This window comes from endosymbiont of Lamellibrachia barhami, from assembly GCF_011947365.2.
Lineage (GTDB): Bacteria > Pseudomonadota > Gammaproteobacteria > Chromatiales > Chromatiaceae > QGON01.
On record NZ_JAAVSH020000001.1, the window covers coordinates 1,299,399 to 1,314,700 of the forward strand.

11 protein-coding genes are annotated in these 15,302 nt (G+C 56.7%); 5 read left to right on the forward strand and 6 right to left on the reverse strand.

All coding sequences use genetic code 11. The annotated features are described in order from the left end of the window. Positions 1–86 precede the first annotated feature (86 nt). Positions 87–3,194 (forward strand): efflux RND transporter permease subunit, encoded by a 3,108-nt coding sequence (locus tag G9Q73_RS05820; RefSeq protein WP_177418957.1) that lies wholly within the window; start codon positions 87–89, stop codon positions 3,192–3,194. Positions 3,195–3,362: 168 nt separating this feature from the next. On the opposite strand, the gene G9Q73_RS05825 is transcribed toward G9Q73_RS05820, so the two are convergent. The 5 genes from G9Q73_RS05825 to G9Q73_RS05845 form a co-directional block, all read right to left on the reverse strand. Further along, a complete protein-coding gene (locus tag G9Q73_RS05825) occupies positions 3,363–4,565 on the reverse strand; it encodes a GGDEF domain-containing protein (protein WP_177418958.1) in 1,203 nt (400 codons plus the stop codon). 76 nt (positions 4,566–4,641) lie between these two features. Next, positions 4,642–5,769 carry an NAD(P)/FAD-dependent oxidoreductase gene (locus G9Q73_RS05830; protein ID WP_177418959.1) on the reverse strand — a complete coding sequence of 376 codons (1,128 nt, stop codon included), beginning with the start codon at positions 5,767–5,769 and terminating at the stop codon, positions 4,642–4,644. 291 nt (positions 5,770–6,060) lie between these two features. Further along, positions 6,061–6,294: an ATP-binding protein gene (locus G9Q73_RS05835; RefSeq protein ID WP_177418960.1), complete on the reverse strand. Its 234-nt coding sequence runs from the start codon at positions 6,292–6,294 to the stop codon at positions 6,061–6,063. A 127-nt stretch (positions 6,295–6,421) separates the two neighbouring features. Next, a complete protein-coding gene (locus G9Q73_RS05840) occupies positions 6,422–7,483 on the reverse strand; it encodes an efflux RND transporter periplasmic adaptor subunit (RefSeq protein ID WP_177418961.1) in 1,062 nt (353 codons plus the stop codon). 16 nt (positions 7,484–7,499) lie between these two features. After that, positions 7,500–7,856, reverse strand: a complete 357-nt coding sequence (locus G9Q73_RS05845) for a S24 family peptidase (RefSeq protein ID WP_177418962.1) — start codon at positions 7,854–7,856, stop codon at positions 7,500–7,502. Between the two features lie 292 nt (positions 7,857–8,148). Here G9Q73_RS05845 and G9Q73_RS05850 point away from each other — a divergent pair, with 292 nt between their 5' ends. The 4 genes from G9Q73_RS05850 to G9Q73_RS05865 all read left to right on the forward strand — a co-directional run bounded on the left by G9Q73_RS05850 (position 8,149) and on the right by G9Q73_RS05865 (position 13,669). Next, complete coding sequence (locus tag G9Q73_RS05850; protein WP_177418963.1) at positions 8,149–9,936, forward strand: ABCB family ABC transporter ATP-binding protein/permease; 1,788 nt, start codon at positions 8,149–8,151, stop codon at positions 9,934–9,936. A gap of 19 nt (positions 9,937–9,955) precedes the next feature. After that, positions 9,956–11,092 carry a tRNA nucleotidyltransferase/poly(A) polymerase-related protein gene (locus G9Q73_RS05855; RefSeq protein ID WP_177418964.1) on the forward strand — a complete coding sequence of 379 codons (1,137 nt, stop codon included), beginning with the start codon at positions 9,956–9,958 and terminating at the stop codon, positions 11,090–11,092. Positions 11,093–11,329: 237 nt separating this feature from the next. After that, positions 11,330–13,000 (forward strand): histidine kinase, encoded by a 1,671-nt coding sequence (locus G9Q73_RS05860; RefSeq protein WP_246345057.1) that lies wholly within the window; start codon positions 11,330–11,332, stop codon positions 12,998–13,000. A gap of 3 nt (positions 13,001–13,003) precedes the next feature. After that, positions 13,004–13,669 (forward strand): response regulator, encoded by a 666-nt coding sequence (locus G9Q73_RS05865; RefSeq protein ID WP_177418965.1) that lies wholly within the window; start codon positions 13,004–13,006, stop codon positions 13,667–13,669. 189 nt (positions 13,670–13,858) lie between these two features. On the opposite strand, the gene cysG is transcribed toward G9Q73_RS05865, so the two are convergent. Then, on the reverse strand, positions 13,859–15,286 hold the full coding sequence (gene cysG / locus G9Q73_RS05870) for a siroheme synthase CysG (RefSeq protein ID WP_177418966.1): 1,428 nt from the start codon (positions 15,284–15,286) through the stop codon (positions 13,859–13,861). Between the last annotated feature and the right edge of the window lie 16 nt (positions 15,287–15,302).

A 15,302-nucleotide genomic window follows, 5' to 3' on the forward strand; every position in this document is an offset into this window, starting at 1 on the left:
ACGGTAGTTACGCTTGCTATTCCCTGGTGATGAACGGTGATTTCGACTTTACCGGCGGCATCCTAGAATGTTAGCGGAATAAACAGATGCATAAATCCTTTGGCGGTGGTATTTCCGCCTGGTCTATCCGTCACCCTATCGGGGTAGTGATGATCACCCTGGCGGTAATGGTTCTTGGGGTCTTCTCCCTGGGACGGCTGGGTGTCGATCTGCTTCCTCACATCATCTATCCCGATGTTCGGGTGCGGGTTCTTGATCCCGGTGTGCCCGCGAGCATTATGGAGGATCGCGTTACCCGCCAGTTGGAGGAGCAGCTCGCCATCACGGAGGATGCCATTCACATTGAGTCCCGTTCCTCCGAGGGACGCAGCGCGGTGGATCTGTCGTTTGCCTATGGTACGGATATCGACAAGGCGCTGCAGGATGCCAGTACCCGCCTCGACCGGGCCAAACGCTTTCTCCCCGATAGCATCGAACCGCCGGTCATCTATAAACGTGACCCGTCCCAACGGCCGGTAGCGGAGTTCGTTGTCAGTTCCTCCCTGCGGGATCCGGTGGAACTGCGCAGTTGGGTCGACTATGAGTTGAGCAAGTGGTTCCTCAACCTGCCCGGTGTGGCTGCCGCAGAGGTTGGCGGAGGGCTGGTGCGTGAGATTCAGATCCAGGTGGATCAGCTGCGCCTGGCTGGTCTCGGTATGCACCTGCTCGACTTGAAGGATGTGCTGGAGTCGGCAAACGTGGATACGCCGGGTGGTCGTCTCATGATGGAACATGGTGAAATCAGCGGCCGCACGGATGGCCGTTTTCACTCGGTGGATGAGATTCTGAGCCTTCCGTTAGCCAACGTTGGTGTGGGTAATCTGTCGGCAATGGTGCGGCTTAGCGAGGTGGCGGAGGTCGAAGACGGCGCAGAGGAGGAGCGGCTGCGAATCCGTCTCAACCAGTTACCTGGTATCAAACTCTCGATCCAGAAACAGCCGCAGGCGAACACGGTAAAGGTGGTGGACAGTGTTCTGGCGCGAGTGGCTGAGTTGCAGGAAAAAGGGTTGATCCCACCCGATATGGAGATACGTCCGGTGGACGATCAGGCACGTTATGTTCGGCGGGCACTGAATAATGCGGTGAACTCAGCCGGTATTGGCGCAATGCTCGCTATGCTGGTGGTCTATCTGTTCCTTGGCAGTCTGCGCCGTACCCTGATCATCGGCAGCGCTATACCCATTGCCATACTGGTGACCTTCATTCTCATGGCAAGCGGCGGATTGACGCTGAATATCATGACGCTGGGTGGTTTGGCGCTTGGTATCGGTATGCTGGTGGATAGCACCATTGTGATGCTCGAAAATATCTATCGGCATCAGCGGGAACGCAGTGGGGCAGACGTAACCGAGGTGTCGGGCAGGGCAGCAGCCGAGGTCAACAGTGCCATTGTCGCCTCCACCACCACCAATCTGGCTGCGGTGCTGCCGTTTCTCTTCATCGGAGGGCTGGTCGGATTGCTGTTTCAGGAGCTGATCTTCACCATATCAGCTGCCATTGTTGCCTCGCTTCTGGTGGCGCTTACCCTGGTGCCCGCACTGGCCGGCCGTATACCAGTGCGACGGGAGGGACTGATGAGGCGCGGTGTGAACCTTCTGATCTCTGCTTTGCAGAACGGTTATGCTTGGTTGACCCGCTGGCTGTTGAAGGCGCCTTGGCTCGTGCCGTTGTTGTTTATCCTGGGGATGGTTCTGGCTTGGCCAATGCTCAGTCAGGGACGGCAGATCTTTCTGCCGGAGATGGATGAGGGGCGGGTCTACGTCAGCATCACGGCTGATCGCGGCATCAATCTGATCCGCATGGATGAAATCGTCAGCAAGATCGAAACGATGTTCGTGCAACAGCCTGAGGTCGAGAGTATCTATACCCAGGTGGGGGGATTTGTCTTTGGCCGCTCCACATATGAGGCATCCAATCGCTCCAGTCTGCATGTCACCCTGAAACCGATAATGGAACGGGGTATCGACAGCCGGACATGGATAGCGCGTATGCAGAAGAAGATTCGAGATGCCAGTCTGGTCGGTATACGGATATATATGCGGGTCTCCGGCATTCGCGGTATCCGCCTGAACCGGGGGGATGACGACATTGAACTGCGTCTGCAGGGGACGGATCTTGAAAAGATGTCCCGGATTGCAGATCGGGTGGTTGAGCGTCTTGGGAAAATCGAAGGCTTACGAAATATCTCTCATACCAGCGAGGACCTGAACCAGGAACTCTCAGTTGTGGTGGATCGGGAGCGGGCCTCCGGTTTTGGTCTCTCAGTAGAAGACGTTGGACGCATCCTGGCGCTTGCTCTGGGAGGTCTGAAAGTCACTGAATTCCTCGATGGTGATCGCAGTGTGGACGTGCGTCTGCGACTACAGCGGCGGGATGTCTCCTCGCCGGCCGATGTGGAGTCGGTGATTATCTTCAGTCGAACGGAACCAAGGGTTCCCCTGCGCCTGGGAGAGGTGGCCAAGGTCGAGCTGGTGCCAAGCCCTGTCTCGATCCATCGGGATCAACAGCGCCGGGTGGTGAATATCAGTGCCTCCATCGGCAAGGATTTGACCCCTGGAGAGGCGTTGCAGTCGGTACAGGGTGTGATAGACGGGATGGAGTTGCCACTGGGTTACATCCTCTACGAGGCGGGCGGCCAGGAGGCGCAACGTGAAGGACGCGATCTGGGATTGCTCCTGCTGGGGCTGGCGCTGTTTCTGGTCTTTGTGGTGATGGCGGTGCAGTATGAATCACTGCGAAATCCCATTGTCATCATACTCAGCGTGCCTTTTGCGGTAATAGGGGTCGCTCTGGGATTGGAGTGGTCGGGGTTGCCGCGATCCATGCCGGTGTTGCTGGGCCTGATCATGCTGGCCGGGATCGTGGTGAACAATGCGATTGTGCTGGTGGAATATATCGTTTTACAACGTCGTGCCGGATTGACGATTGATGCCGCGATCATAGAGGCCGCACGGCTTCGGCTGCGCCCCATCCTGATGACCACCCTGACGACCGTGACCGGCATGTTGCCTCTGGCGCTGGCCTGGGGGGAGGGAGCGGAGATGCTGCAGCCACTGGCGGTTACCATGGTTTCTGGGCTGTTGTTTTCCACCTTGGTGACGCTGTTGTTGATTCCGTCGGTTTATCGGTTGATTGCAGGAAAGGCTAAAGGCTAAAGGCTAAGCAAGTATGTGTCTGGTGCAATCCAATGCAAGTACTTTTTTCTGCCTCCAACAGTGCCGGTTCCGCTGCGCTTGAACCGGCCTACAGATTTTTCTGCACCACGTAGCGACATAGTCCGGTCTCTCCGGCGGAACGGCTATCTTTGACCTTTAACCTTTCACCTACAACATCGTCACCCGATTCCGGCCATTGTCTTTCGACTGGTAGAGCGCATCATCTGCCCGCTTTAAGAGGGTTGTAGTGGTGTCGTCGGCCTGCAGAAAGGTGATGCCGAAACTGCCGGTGACTTGAGTGCCGTTACTGGGTTTGATCATGGCAATGGCGGCTCTGAGCCTTTCACCCAGTTTCATTGTCTTGTCAGCTGTAAGATCGGGGCAGATGATCAGAAACTCTTCACCTCCCCAACGGCCAATCGTATCGTTGCCCCGCACGTTGCCCTTCAACTGCTCCGCCAGATGCTGAATGACTTCGTCGCCCATCTGATGTCCATACCGGTCGTTGATCGATTTGAAGTGGTCGATATCGAGCAGGATAAGTGCCAGGGGTGAGTTGTTTCGTTGGGCGCACTCCAAACTCTCATGCATCACCTGATCGATTTTTCGCCGGTTGTAGAGTTGGGTCAGGACGTCGATCTCTGAAAGGTGGGCGAGCTCCCGGTTCTTGGCCGCCAGCTGCTTCTGTGTGCTGCGAAGTCTGTCCAGCGCATTTGTCAGCTGGACGTTTTCCTCTTTGCGCAGCTCTTCGCGGATCGCACGGGCAGCAATCCCCCGATAGATCGAGGAGATATAGACGGCGAGAGCGGTAAAAAACGTAAGAAAAATAACCCGCAGCGCAATATTGCTGCCACTTACCAATGGGGTGGTGAAGTCTTCGGAGATTGTGCCGAGTTCTATCGTGCCTCTGCTGATCGCCAGGAAAACAATCAGCAGGTAGAGGCCGATGCTGAGTACCCCCGAGAGCAGGGTGAGCCGGGGTGAAAAACGGATGGTGGCAAGACCGATCCAGAGATAGTAGAGCAGGAAGGCCTCGGACTTGAAGGTTCGATAGGTGCCGAAGGCGTAGAGGACGATGGAGAGCAGGAGAATATCTATGGTGACAGAGAGATATTTCAGCCACCAGATATGCCTGTCTCGTTTGAGATGGATATGGAGCAGGATGCCATAGGCCAGGTTAACCAGCGAAGCGCTGATTATGGCAATGAAGGAGGATTCTGGAATCTCATTGCGTATGCTGAACCCCGCCAGAAAGTAGAGGAAGGTGAATAAAATCCTGGCGTTGTTCGCATAGCGCTCGCTTTTCTGCTCTTCTTTGATGAAAAGCTGTTTGAGAAGCGTTGACGAGTTTGTCCGTGTTACTTCGTGCATCCGCTCATTATAGCGGTCATGAGCCAGACAATAACTGAGGAATACCACAACTTCAGGGAAGAATAACCCTTCTTGGTTAACGATACTGCCGCAGATACCACCACTCGAACAGGCGCTTGAGCCAATGGAACAGGCGCATGTTCGGCAGCACGATGTTACGCGTGGCGGTACGGGCCACCAGCATGCCGGAGGTCTGGCTGTCGACGATGCAGACCAGTTCCACCTTGTAGGTCTCTTTGGGTGTCTCCCCCCGGAACTCCGCCAGCAGATTCTTGGCGGCAGCTTCGGCCTGCAGATCGGCCATGTGGGCCTGTTTCGGCATCCAATCGGGGCCGGGAAAGCTGCCGGAATCACCGGCCACGTAGACCTGTTCCATGCCGTCGACCCGGCACTGAGCGTCTGCCTTTACCAGTCCGCCTGGAGAGCGGGGCAGGTCAGTGTTGTCGAACCACAAATTGCCGGTCATGCCGGGCATGAAGAGGATCAGGTCGGCATCGAATTCGCCGCCGTGAGTGATGACCTTGGTTTCGGTGAACGCTTTCATCTTGAAGCCGAGATGGGTTTCGATGTCCCGTTTGGCCATCTCCTGAACCAGCCCCTTCACCGCCTTGGGTCCCAGACGCTGTCCTGGGTTCTCTGCAGGGGTGAAGAAGATGAGTTTGAATTTGTCGCGGCGTTTCTCCAGGCGCAGTTGCTGGTCGATGCCGAAGAGAAACTCGAACATCGGGCCGCCGCGCATGGCGCTGGGCTCCTTGGGATTGCCGGCAAAACCAATGGCGATGGTGCCGCCATCAAGCGCTTGTAAACGGTCACGGATTCTGACGGCTGCCGAAACGCCTTCGCAGGGAGTAATGGCGTGTTCGATACCGGGCAGTTTTTTGATGAACCGGCCACCGGAGCAGATGATCAGCCCATCGTTTTCGATCTTGCCATCGCTGGTGATCAGGACGCGCCCGCCATCCTCCAGGCCGGTTGCTTCAGCAGGGTGATGGGTGACGTTCATGCGCCGGAAGAACTTCTCCAGCGGAATGATCAGGTCTTCGGGTTGGCGCAGGCCGGAGGAAATCCAGATAGTGCCGGGCAGATAGTGAAATTCAGCCTTGGGGCTGACGACGGTGATCTGCATCTCCTTGTCGCCGGCCCGCAGGTGCTGCACAGCCGTCAGTGCAGCAAAACCGCTGCCGACAATGGTTACTCGCTTCATGCAAGGGTGCTCCAGCGCAATTAGGAGGGTGTCACAAAAGCCATCAGGCAGGTTGGGTTAGTGCAGCGTAACCCAACAAAATTAAAACTTGTCGGATTACGCTATCGCTAATCCGACCTACCCTTTAAGATCTTTTCAACACCCTGCATGGGTAAAATGATCCGCGCAGAGAGCCTTTGTCCAGCCGCACACTGGATACCACCCTGCTGATCGGTGTGCGAATAGTATCGGGAGCTGCACCCCGTCACAAGCAGGAATACCCTGCATTGGAAGGGGCACTCCTCTGCTCTGTCAGAGTCCGACCAGTTCTGCGTGCAGACCTTTGAACTGGGTGATGCTTAACAGATCCTGGCCGCTTACCCGTGCTGGATTGTATTCCAGCAGAAAGAGATGAGGGCGACGTTCGTCCACATGTACGGAGACGACGCCATCTCTCTCCCTAAAAGATGTCTGCAACTGATCGAGCGCTGCTTTATCAAGATTTTCGTCGACGTGAATGGTGACGTCCGCCAGGTTGATGTCCACGATGTTATCTCCTCAAAGTGTGTCCCGATTCTGCCATTGAACGGTCGGATAATGGAACAGGTTGTGGCGCAACAGTGCTGCCTACTTACTAAGGATAGCGGAAAATTTGGAGTGATTATCGTGGAGGTTACTCTACCGGGGTAACCCGCTTGCCGTTGCGCAGGCCAAGTATGCCTTTGCTGATGATGATATCGCCGACTTTGAGTCCTGTGACGATCTCGACCCAGTTGGCTATGTGGCTGCCGCTGGTCACTGTGGTGCGCAGGGCTTTGCTGTTTCCATCGAGGAGAAAGACATACTCCCCCGCATTATCCCGTTGCAGAGCCTTGAAAGGCACCATCAGGCGTTGCTTTTGCGCGGTTTCCAGGTTTACACGGGAGAGTTGGCCGGGACGTGCGGCCTGGGGTGTGGGATCTAGCACCACCTCAATGATGCCCATGCGGGTGTTGATGTCCAGTTCCGGGTGGATGCGTTTTACCTTGCCGGTAAACTGCTGGGAGCCGAGGCCATCTATGCTTACCAGGACGGGATCGCCCAGGCTGAGATTGGGCAGCAGCAGATCGGATACAGGTATCTCGATGATAAGCGATTCGGGATCGATCAGCGTCAACAGATGGGTATGGCGGGGTACCACATCGCCGGGTTCCACTAGGCGCTGACTGATAACGCCGCTGAAGGGGGCCTTTATCTGTGTATAGGCCAGCCGGGTTTCCAGAATCTTTTGCTCCGCCACAGAGACTTCAACCTCGGTCCTGGCGCGGGCCAGTTCGTCTTCTGAGGTGGCTTTATATCTGGCCAGATCCTCGATTCGTTTCAGATTGAGTCTGGACTGGCGGGTGGTGGCTGCTGCCTTCTGTAGCTCTGCTTCGAGCAGGTCGCTCTCCAGGCGGGCCAGTAGTTGGCCCTCTTTTATCCGGTCTCCCTCATAAAAGGGCAATTCGGTGATGCGCCCCTCTTCCTGACTGAAGATGCGTACCTTTTGACGGGCGCGCAGAGTGCCGGTGAGTTCATGTTTGAGTCCGGCGGCACGAGGGGTCAGGGTTTCGGTCACCACCAGATGCTTGGTGGCGGGGCGGGACTTTTTGTCAGCACCACTTTTTTTTGCGCTGCCGGTCGGCTCCGTGCAGGCAAAAAGGCCGATGGTAAACAGCAGTGTCGATACTAGCCTGAAAAGATGCCTGGCACGCATAGTGGGTTAACAGATCCTACTTCAGGCTGGTGACTTGTGGTGCACCACCGTTGGGAACGTACGGAGAGTAGTGTTTGATGTCACGCTTGACGTTACGCTGCACGATCACGCCGAGGATCTTGAAACGCTTACCCGTGAGATCGATGGTTGGGTAACCGGCCTTGAGAGCCTGCAGCCGCTTCTTTCCGTCTCCTTCCGAGACGTACTGGCGGAACCAGCGTTCCCCATCCACCTCGGCCACTATATAGGCCCCGGTGGCACAGACTTCGGCCGGTTCGATGACGATGATGCACTTGGCGGGAAACTCCGGCTCCATGCTGTCGTCCAGTACCTGGAGGGGGTAAAGCTCGTTATAACTACACTCGTTGCTCATGATCTGTCTGTATAAATCTGCTTGGTTAACCAGTGTCCATTCGAAAACCCGTATCTAACCACGAAGCGCACGAAGTACACGAAGAAAATTTATTGTTAGTCAATCTGTTACCTTCGTGATCTTCGTGCTCTTTGTGGTGAAAACAGTGTTTCCGGACGGGCGCAAACTATAAAGTGGTCTGCAGATTAAACCTTGGAAAGTCCCGGCTTTATCCACAGAATTTTCAGAGAAATATGCGTTTCTTACGGGGATTCCGATAAAATCCAGTTTTTCACACTGACCACATTCTAGCATGTCCCACTATATTCAATCCCAAAACCGGGTTCACAAGGATAGACGAGATTTTCACAACCTTCGCAACATGCTGCCCTTCCTTTGGGAGTATCGTGGGCGGGCACTGTTTGCGTTGGGCTGTCTGGTAGCCGCAAAACTGGCCAATGTGGGCATTCCTCTGGTGTTAAAAGAGATTGTCGACCTCATGGAAAAGGGCGACAAGTTGCTGTTGGTTCTGCCCCTCTCACTGCTACTGGGCTACGGTGCGCTACGCCTCAGCAGTTCGCTTTTCAATGAGCTGCGGGATGCAGTTTTCGCGCGGGTGCGTTATCGTGCCATGAGGCGCCTGTCCAACCGGGTGCTGAACCACCTGCATGATCTCTCTCTGCGCTTCCATCTGGAACGCCAGACCGGGGCTATCAGCCGCGATCTGGAACGGGGCACCCGTTCGGTCAGTTCCATTCTCAACTACATGGTCTTCAGCATCCTGCCGATGCTGGTGGAGTTCAGCCTGGTGGCGGTGGTACTGCTGACCCAGTACGACATCGTCTTCACGCTGGTCACCTTCGGCACCGTGGCGGTCTATATTGCATTTACCCTGGCGATAACGGAGTGGCGCATGGAGTACCGTCATGCGATGAACAAGCTCGATTCGCAGGCCAATAACCAGGCCTTCGACAGTCTCATCAACTATGAGACGGTCAAATATTTCGGCAACGAACGGTTGGAGCTGAAACGCTTCGATGACACCCTCTCCCAGTGGGAGGAGAATGCGGTCAAGAGCCAGACCTCCATGTCGCTGCTCAATTTTGGTCAGGGCGGGATAATCGCCGTCGGCGTCACCCTCATCATGATCTTTGCCACCGATGGGGTGGTGAAGGGCGAGATGTCAATTGGCGACCTGGTGCTGGTCAATGCCTTTATGTTGCAGCTCTTTATCCCGTTGAACTTCCTCGGCATAGTCTATCGCCAGATCAAATACTCCCTGGCGGATATGGATCTTATCTTCAAACTGCTGCAGCAGGAGCCGGAGATCACCGACGCGCCGGATGCACAGCCCCTGGTGCTGCGGGAGGGGGAGGTTCGCTTCGAGGGTGTGGATTTCTCCTACCAGAAAGAGCGAGTGATTCTGCATGATGTGGATTTCACCATCCGGCCTGGTGAAAAGGTGGCGGTGGTGGGACACAGCGGGGCGGGCAAGTCGACCCTTTCCCGACTGTTGTTCCGTTTCTACGACGTCACCAGCGGCCGGGTGCTGCTGGACGGGCAGGATATTCGATCGGTAACCCGTGACAGCCTGCGGGCGGTGATTGGCATCGTGCCCCAGGATACCGTGCTGTTCAACGAATCGATCCTCTACAATCTCTCCTATGGCCGTCCAGGCGCCAGCCGGGATGAGATAGAGGCCGTCGCGCGTATCGCCCATATCGCAACGTTCATCGATTCGTTGCCGGACGGATATGAGACGGTGGTGGGGGAGCGGGGACTCAAACTCTCCGGTGGCGAGAAACAGCGCATCGCCATCGCCCGGGCGATGCTCAAGCGGCCGAGAATACTGGTCTTCGACGAGGCCACATCCTCACTCGATACCAAGACGGAACAGGCGATTCAGGAGACGCTGAAAGAGGTGGCGAAGGATCACACGACCCTGGTCATCGCCCATCGTCTCTCCACGGTGGTGGATGCGGACCGTATCCTGGTCATGGAGCAGGGCAGTATCGTGGAACAGGGTACTCATCGGGAGTTGTTGGAGATGAATGGCCGTTACCGGCAGATGTGGCAGTTGCAGCAGGAAGATCGGGAGTGATGGAAAGAGAGGGTTTGGCGTGAAAATCTACCTGGTGGGTGGTGCGGTACGGGGTCGGTTGCTGGGGCTGCCGGTGTATGATCGTGACTGGGTGGTGGTAGGCGCCACGGCCCAGCAGATGGCTGCTGCGGGTTACCAGTCGATGCCGGGAGACTTTCCGGTCTTTTTGCATCCGGAGAGCGGAGATGAATACGCCTTGGCGCGCACAGAGGTCAAAACCGGACCCGGATATCATGGCTTTGAGGTGGACGCAGGGCCGGACATCACCCTGGAGCAGGATCTGCTGCGGCGTGACCTGACCATCAATGCGCTGGCCGAGGATGCCGACGGCAACATCATCGATCTTTGTCACGGACGTGACGACCTGGATGAGGGCTTGTTGCGGCATATCACCCCCGCTTTTACCGAAGACCCCGTCCGTCTGCTGCGGATTGCCCGTTTCGCTGCAAAACTTGGACAATGGGGATTTCGGATTGCCCACGGCACTCACGGGCTGATGAAGAAAATGGCCGCTGCCGACGACCTGCTCAATCTTAAATCTGAACGGCTCTGGCGGGAGATGAAAAAGGCCCTCGCCCAGCCTCAGCCCTGGCGTTTTTTTGAGGTGTTGCATCAATGTGGCGCGTTGCAGCGCCTGCTCCCCGTTTTGGGAGCGTCGATGGGAGATGCGACTGCGCATGGTCATCCTTCCTCCAAAGCGGCAATGGCAGCTCTTCACCGGGCGGTGGATCTGACCGAAGATCTCAGGGTGCGCTTCGTCGCTGTGATGTTCGCCGGGTTGGCGCGAACAGGAGAGATGGCTGAATTTTCCCGACAGTTACCGGTTGAGCGGGAGTTTACGGATCTGCTTGAGTGGGTGCTGACTCACGGGATTGAACTCGATGCCGAAACACCGGCGGAAAACCTGTTGCATATTGTTGCCAGGTTAAAGCCTGTGCAGCAGCCTGAGCGATTTCGGGTTTTTGAGCAGAGCTGCCACGCCCTTTGGCCCGAGAAGATGAAGGCGGCATGGCCTCGCCTGGAACTCGCAGGGCAAGCGTTTTCATCGGTCGACGTGCAGGCGTTGCGCCGTACTGGCTTCGAAGGGGCGGCTCTGGGTGATGCCTTGCAACATGCGAGGGTTGAAAGGTTGCGGCAACGGTTGATGGACTTGTGAAGCCAGAGACGATTCAGCTTCCCGTTGATCAGCCGAGTGCTTCAATCCTGAAAATATGGTTGATGTAGGCTGGTTCAAGCGTAGCGGAACCGGCAATAGCGCCACACTGCGAATTCATCTACGCCCAATCCGCTACGCTTGATCGTGCCCACGCCTTGAGCAGCAGTGACGACTTTTTTGGTGTTTTTACCGGCTGCCAATTCACATCACCTGTGCTGCGGGTTAGAGTGCCCGATTATGAACCCAGACCAAGAACAGACCGTTTCTATTGATTCCACCCAGTCGAGGGATACCGGGGAACCCCCGGTGGTGCAAACGAGCGGATCGTGGGCAGGTTATGCGGACCGCTGGCCGAGCCTGCAGATCCTTCTGACCGGCCACTTGCTCCTGCCTATCGGTCTGTTGGGTATGAGTATCCTGACCAGCCTGGTGCTCGTGGTTTTACTTTACATGGGAATCGGCGCGGCAGAAACGATTCAGCGCCTGTTGCTGGTAAGCATCGTCTCTGCCGGTTTGACGATGGTGCTGGGAATGGCGAGGTTGCGCAGTCAACTGCTACGGCCGCTGGCGACGCTGGAGGATACTGTGACACAGGTCTGTGAGGGTGAACCCGTGGTGACCAATACCCTGAAACAGAGCGGTGTGCTCTCCGCGATGGCCCGAGGCATCGACAGTCTGAGTGAGGAGTTGACCGATATCTATGAGGATATGGAGGTGCGGGTCGCCCGCCAGAGCTCCAAACTGGCACAGAAGACCACCTCTCTACAGCTGCTCTATGATGTGGCTGCCGGTATCAACCAGTCGGAAAACCTGGACGAACTGCTGTTGGACTATCTGCGGGTGCTCAAGCAGATGCTGAACGGCCGCTCTGCCAGCGTTCATCTGGTGATGCCGGACGGTCGGGTACGGGTGGTGGGGAGTATCGATCTCGATAACCGCCTCTATCGTGAGCGGGAGATGCTGCCGGTGAAGCTGTGCCACTGTGGCATTACCCTGTTGCCCGGGAACAGTCTCTGCGATCATGACGCGGTGGAGTGCTCACGGGTCAATGATCGCAGGATGTTCGGCAAGGATGAGATTGAGCGGGTGACGGTTTCACTCTGGCACCACGGGGATGTGCTGGGTTTCTACTATATCTATGTGGACAAACCGGGCATCTACAGTGGACGAGAGGATGTGCTCGACATCCTCAATACCATCGGCAGCCACCTCGGCATGGCGGTGGCCAAGCAGCGTTCGGATAAGGAGGCGCGGCGGCTCTCTCTCGTCAAGGAGCGCACCGCTCTGGCCCATGAGCTGCACGACTCCCTGGCCCAGACCCTGGCGAGTCTGCGATTCCAGGTGCGTATGTTGGAGGAGACCCTGGAGAAACCCGATCAATACCCGGAGGCGCAACAGGAGACCCAGCGCATCCGCCACGGTCTCGATGAGGCGCATCTGGAGTTGCGGGAGTTGATCAACAGTTTTCGTGCCCCGGTGGATCGGCGGGGACTGCGGGCGGCGCTGGAGAAGCAGGTCGAACGTTTTCAGCAGGAGACCGGCGCCCACGCCGTCTTCCAGTCCGATTGCCGGGAGGTGAAAATGAACAGCAGCCAGGAGTTACAGACCCTGCGTATCGTGCAGGAGTCGCTGGCTAATATCCGCAAGCACGCAAAAGCACATACTGTGCGGGTACTGCTGCGTTGTCGTGGAGGAGGGAACTACCTCCTGCTGGTCGAGGACGACGGTGTTGGTTTTGAAGGGGCTGCGCCGGAAGGTAATCCAGGTGAGCACATTGGTCTCTCCATCATGGAGGAACGGGCGCGCCGGATAGGGGGTAAATTGAGTATCGAAAGTGAACCGGGAGAGGGTACGCGGGTGGAGTTGAGAATCCGCCAGGCCGATCTCAAGACCGATGGCGGGAGGTAGTTTATGCGGGTAATGTTGATCGACGATCATGCCCTGTTTCGAATCGGTCTGCAGGAGCTGCTGACGCGCAGGGGTATCGAAGTGAGCGCCATTGGCGACTGTGTGCGGGGCATAGACCTGGTGGAGCAGGAGCAGCCTGATGTCGTGTTGCTGGATATGCGAATGCCCGACATGACCGGGATCGAGGTGTTGCTGCAGCTGCGAAAAAATGAGCAGCAGATGCCGATTATCATGCTGACCACCAGTCGTGAGGAGAAAGATGTCATCGATTCGCTGCAGAACGGTGCACAAGGCTATCTGCTCAAAGACATGGAGCCCGATGAACTCATCGATGCCCTGAAGGAGATCGTGCAGGGAAACACCGTGGTGGCCAAGGAGTTGACCGGTATTCTGGCCAAGGCGGTGCGGGGTGAGAGTCGTGGGCTGGAGAAACAGCCATCAATGTTGGACGACCTTACGCCGCGGGAGCGGGAGATCCTCTGCCATCTGGCGGATGGTCAGAGCAACAAGGTTATCGCACGTCATCTCGGCATTTCCGATGGCACCGTAAAACTGCACGTCAAGGCGATCCTGCGCAAACTGGATGTTCACTCCAGGGTCGAAGCGGCGGTGATTGCGGTGGAGCAGAATCTATGTTTGCGAAACTCGTCTCACTCCGGAAGCCTATAATTCACCTAGTGTAGTAACAACGTTGCTTTGATGGGTTTCGACAGAGCGGTAGGATGGATAAGCCGCAGCGCATCCATCGAGACGGTTGCTGGAAAGGGGGACTGTCGGATTTAACACTGATTGGCTGCTGTTGGAGGTGGATGAGTCCTTCTTTTCCGACCTCTCAGGCTCGACCCCACAGGCGTTAAATCAATGGCCATTCGATGGGGAAGTTGCTCCCTGCTCCGAAAACTCGGGTGCCTTGTACCAGGAGAGTTTCTTCTGCAGTTCCACAACCCGCCCCACGATGATCAGTGTCGGAGGCTTGGGTTTCTCCCGCTCCACCACTTCCTGAATATTATCCAATGTGCCGGTGAAGACCCGTTGCATGTGAGTGGTGCCTTGCTGAACAAGTGCGATGGGCATGTCCCCGGGAGTGCCGTGAGCCTGGAGTTGCTGGCGGATCACGGGCAGTCCGAGCAGTCCCATGTAAAAAACGATTGTCTGATTGGGTTGTGCCAGCATCTCCCAATTGAGATTCATGGTGCCGTCTTTGAGGTGGCCGGTGACGAAGGTGACCGACTGGGCGTAATCTCTATGGGTGAGGGGAATGCCCGCATAGGAGGCGCAGCCTGCAGCAGCGGTGATGCCGGGTACGACCTGGAAGGGGATGCCCTCTTCGGCGAGGGTGTCGATCTCCTCGCCGCCGCGGCCGAAGATGAAGGGGTCGCCGCCCTTCAGGCGCACCACCCGTTTTCCCTCTTTGGCCAGACGCGCCAGCAGCTTGTTGATCTCCTCCTGCCGCATGGCGTGTTTGGAGCGCTCCTTACCGACATAGATGCGCTCAGCATCCTGGCGTGTCATCTCCAGGATCGGTTCCGCCACCAGCCGGTCGAAGACCACGACGTCGGCCTGTTGCATCAGCCGCAGGGCGCGGAAAGTCAGCAGATCCGGATCGCCCGGTCCGGCCCCCACCAGATAGACCTCACCGGTCGATTCCGACAGTTTGGCATCTGCCAGGGCCTTTTCCAGCAACTGATCCGCCTCCTCGGCGTGTCCGGAGAAGATGCGTTCCGCCACTCCACCCTGCAGCACGTTGTCCCAGAACAGGCGCCGATCTTTCGGTTCGCTGAAGGTCTCCTTTACCCGTTCTCTGAAACGGCCGCAGAATTCTGCCAGACGGCCGTATCCCGCAGGGATCAAGGATTCGAGGCGGGCTCGAATCAGACGCGCCAGCACTGGAGAGGCACCGCCAGTGGAGATGGCAGCAACCACGGGAGATCGGTCGATCACCGAGGGAACGATAAAGCTGCAGAGCTTAGGCTGATCCACAACGTTGACCGGGATGCGTTGTGCGTTGGCCAGCTCGGCAATGTCGCGGTTGACTTCACTGTCGCTGGTTGCAGCGATGACGAGATGGCTCTCCGTCAGGTCACCCTCGTCAAAATGCCGCTCCACATGGGAAAGCTGTCCTGCATCTCGCCAGGTGGTCAGATTTGGCGTCAGTTCGGGTGCAACCAGAATAACGGCTGCACCAGAATTCAGCAGGGCAGCGGTCTTGCGTTCGGCGACAGGGCCACCGCCTACCACCAGACAGCGCTTGCTGTTGATGTCGAGAAAGATGGGGAAAAAGTCCATATATTCAATGCTTCAG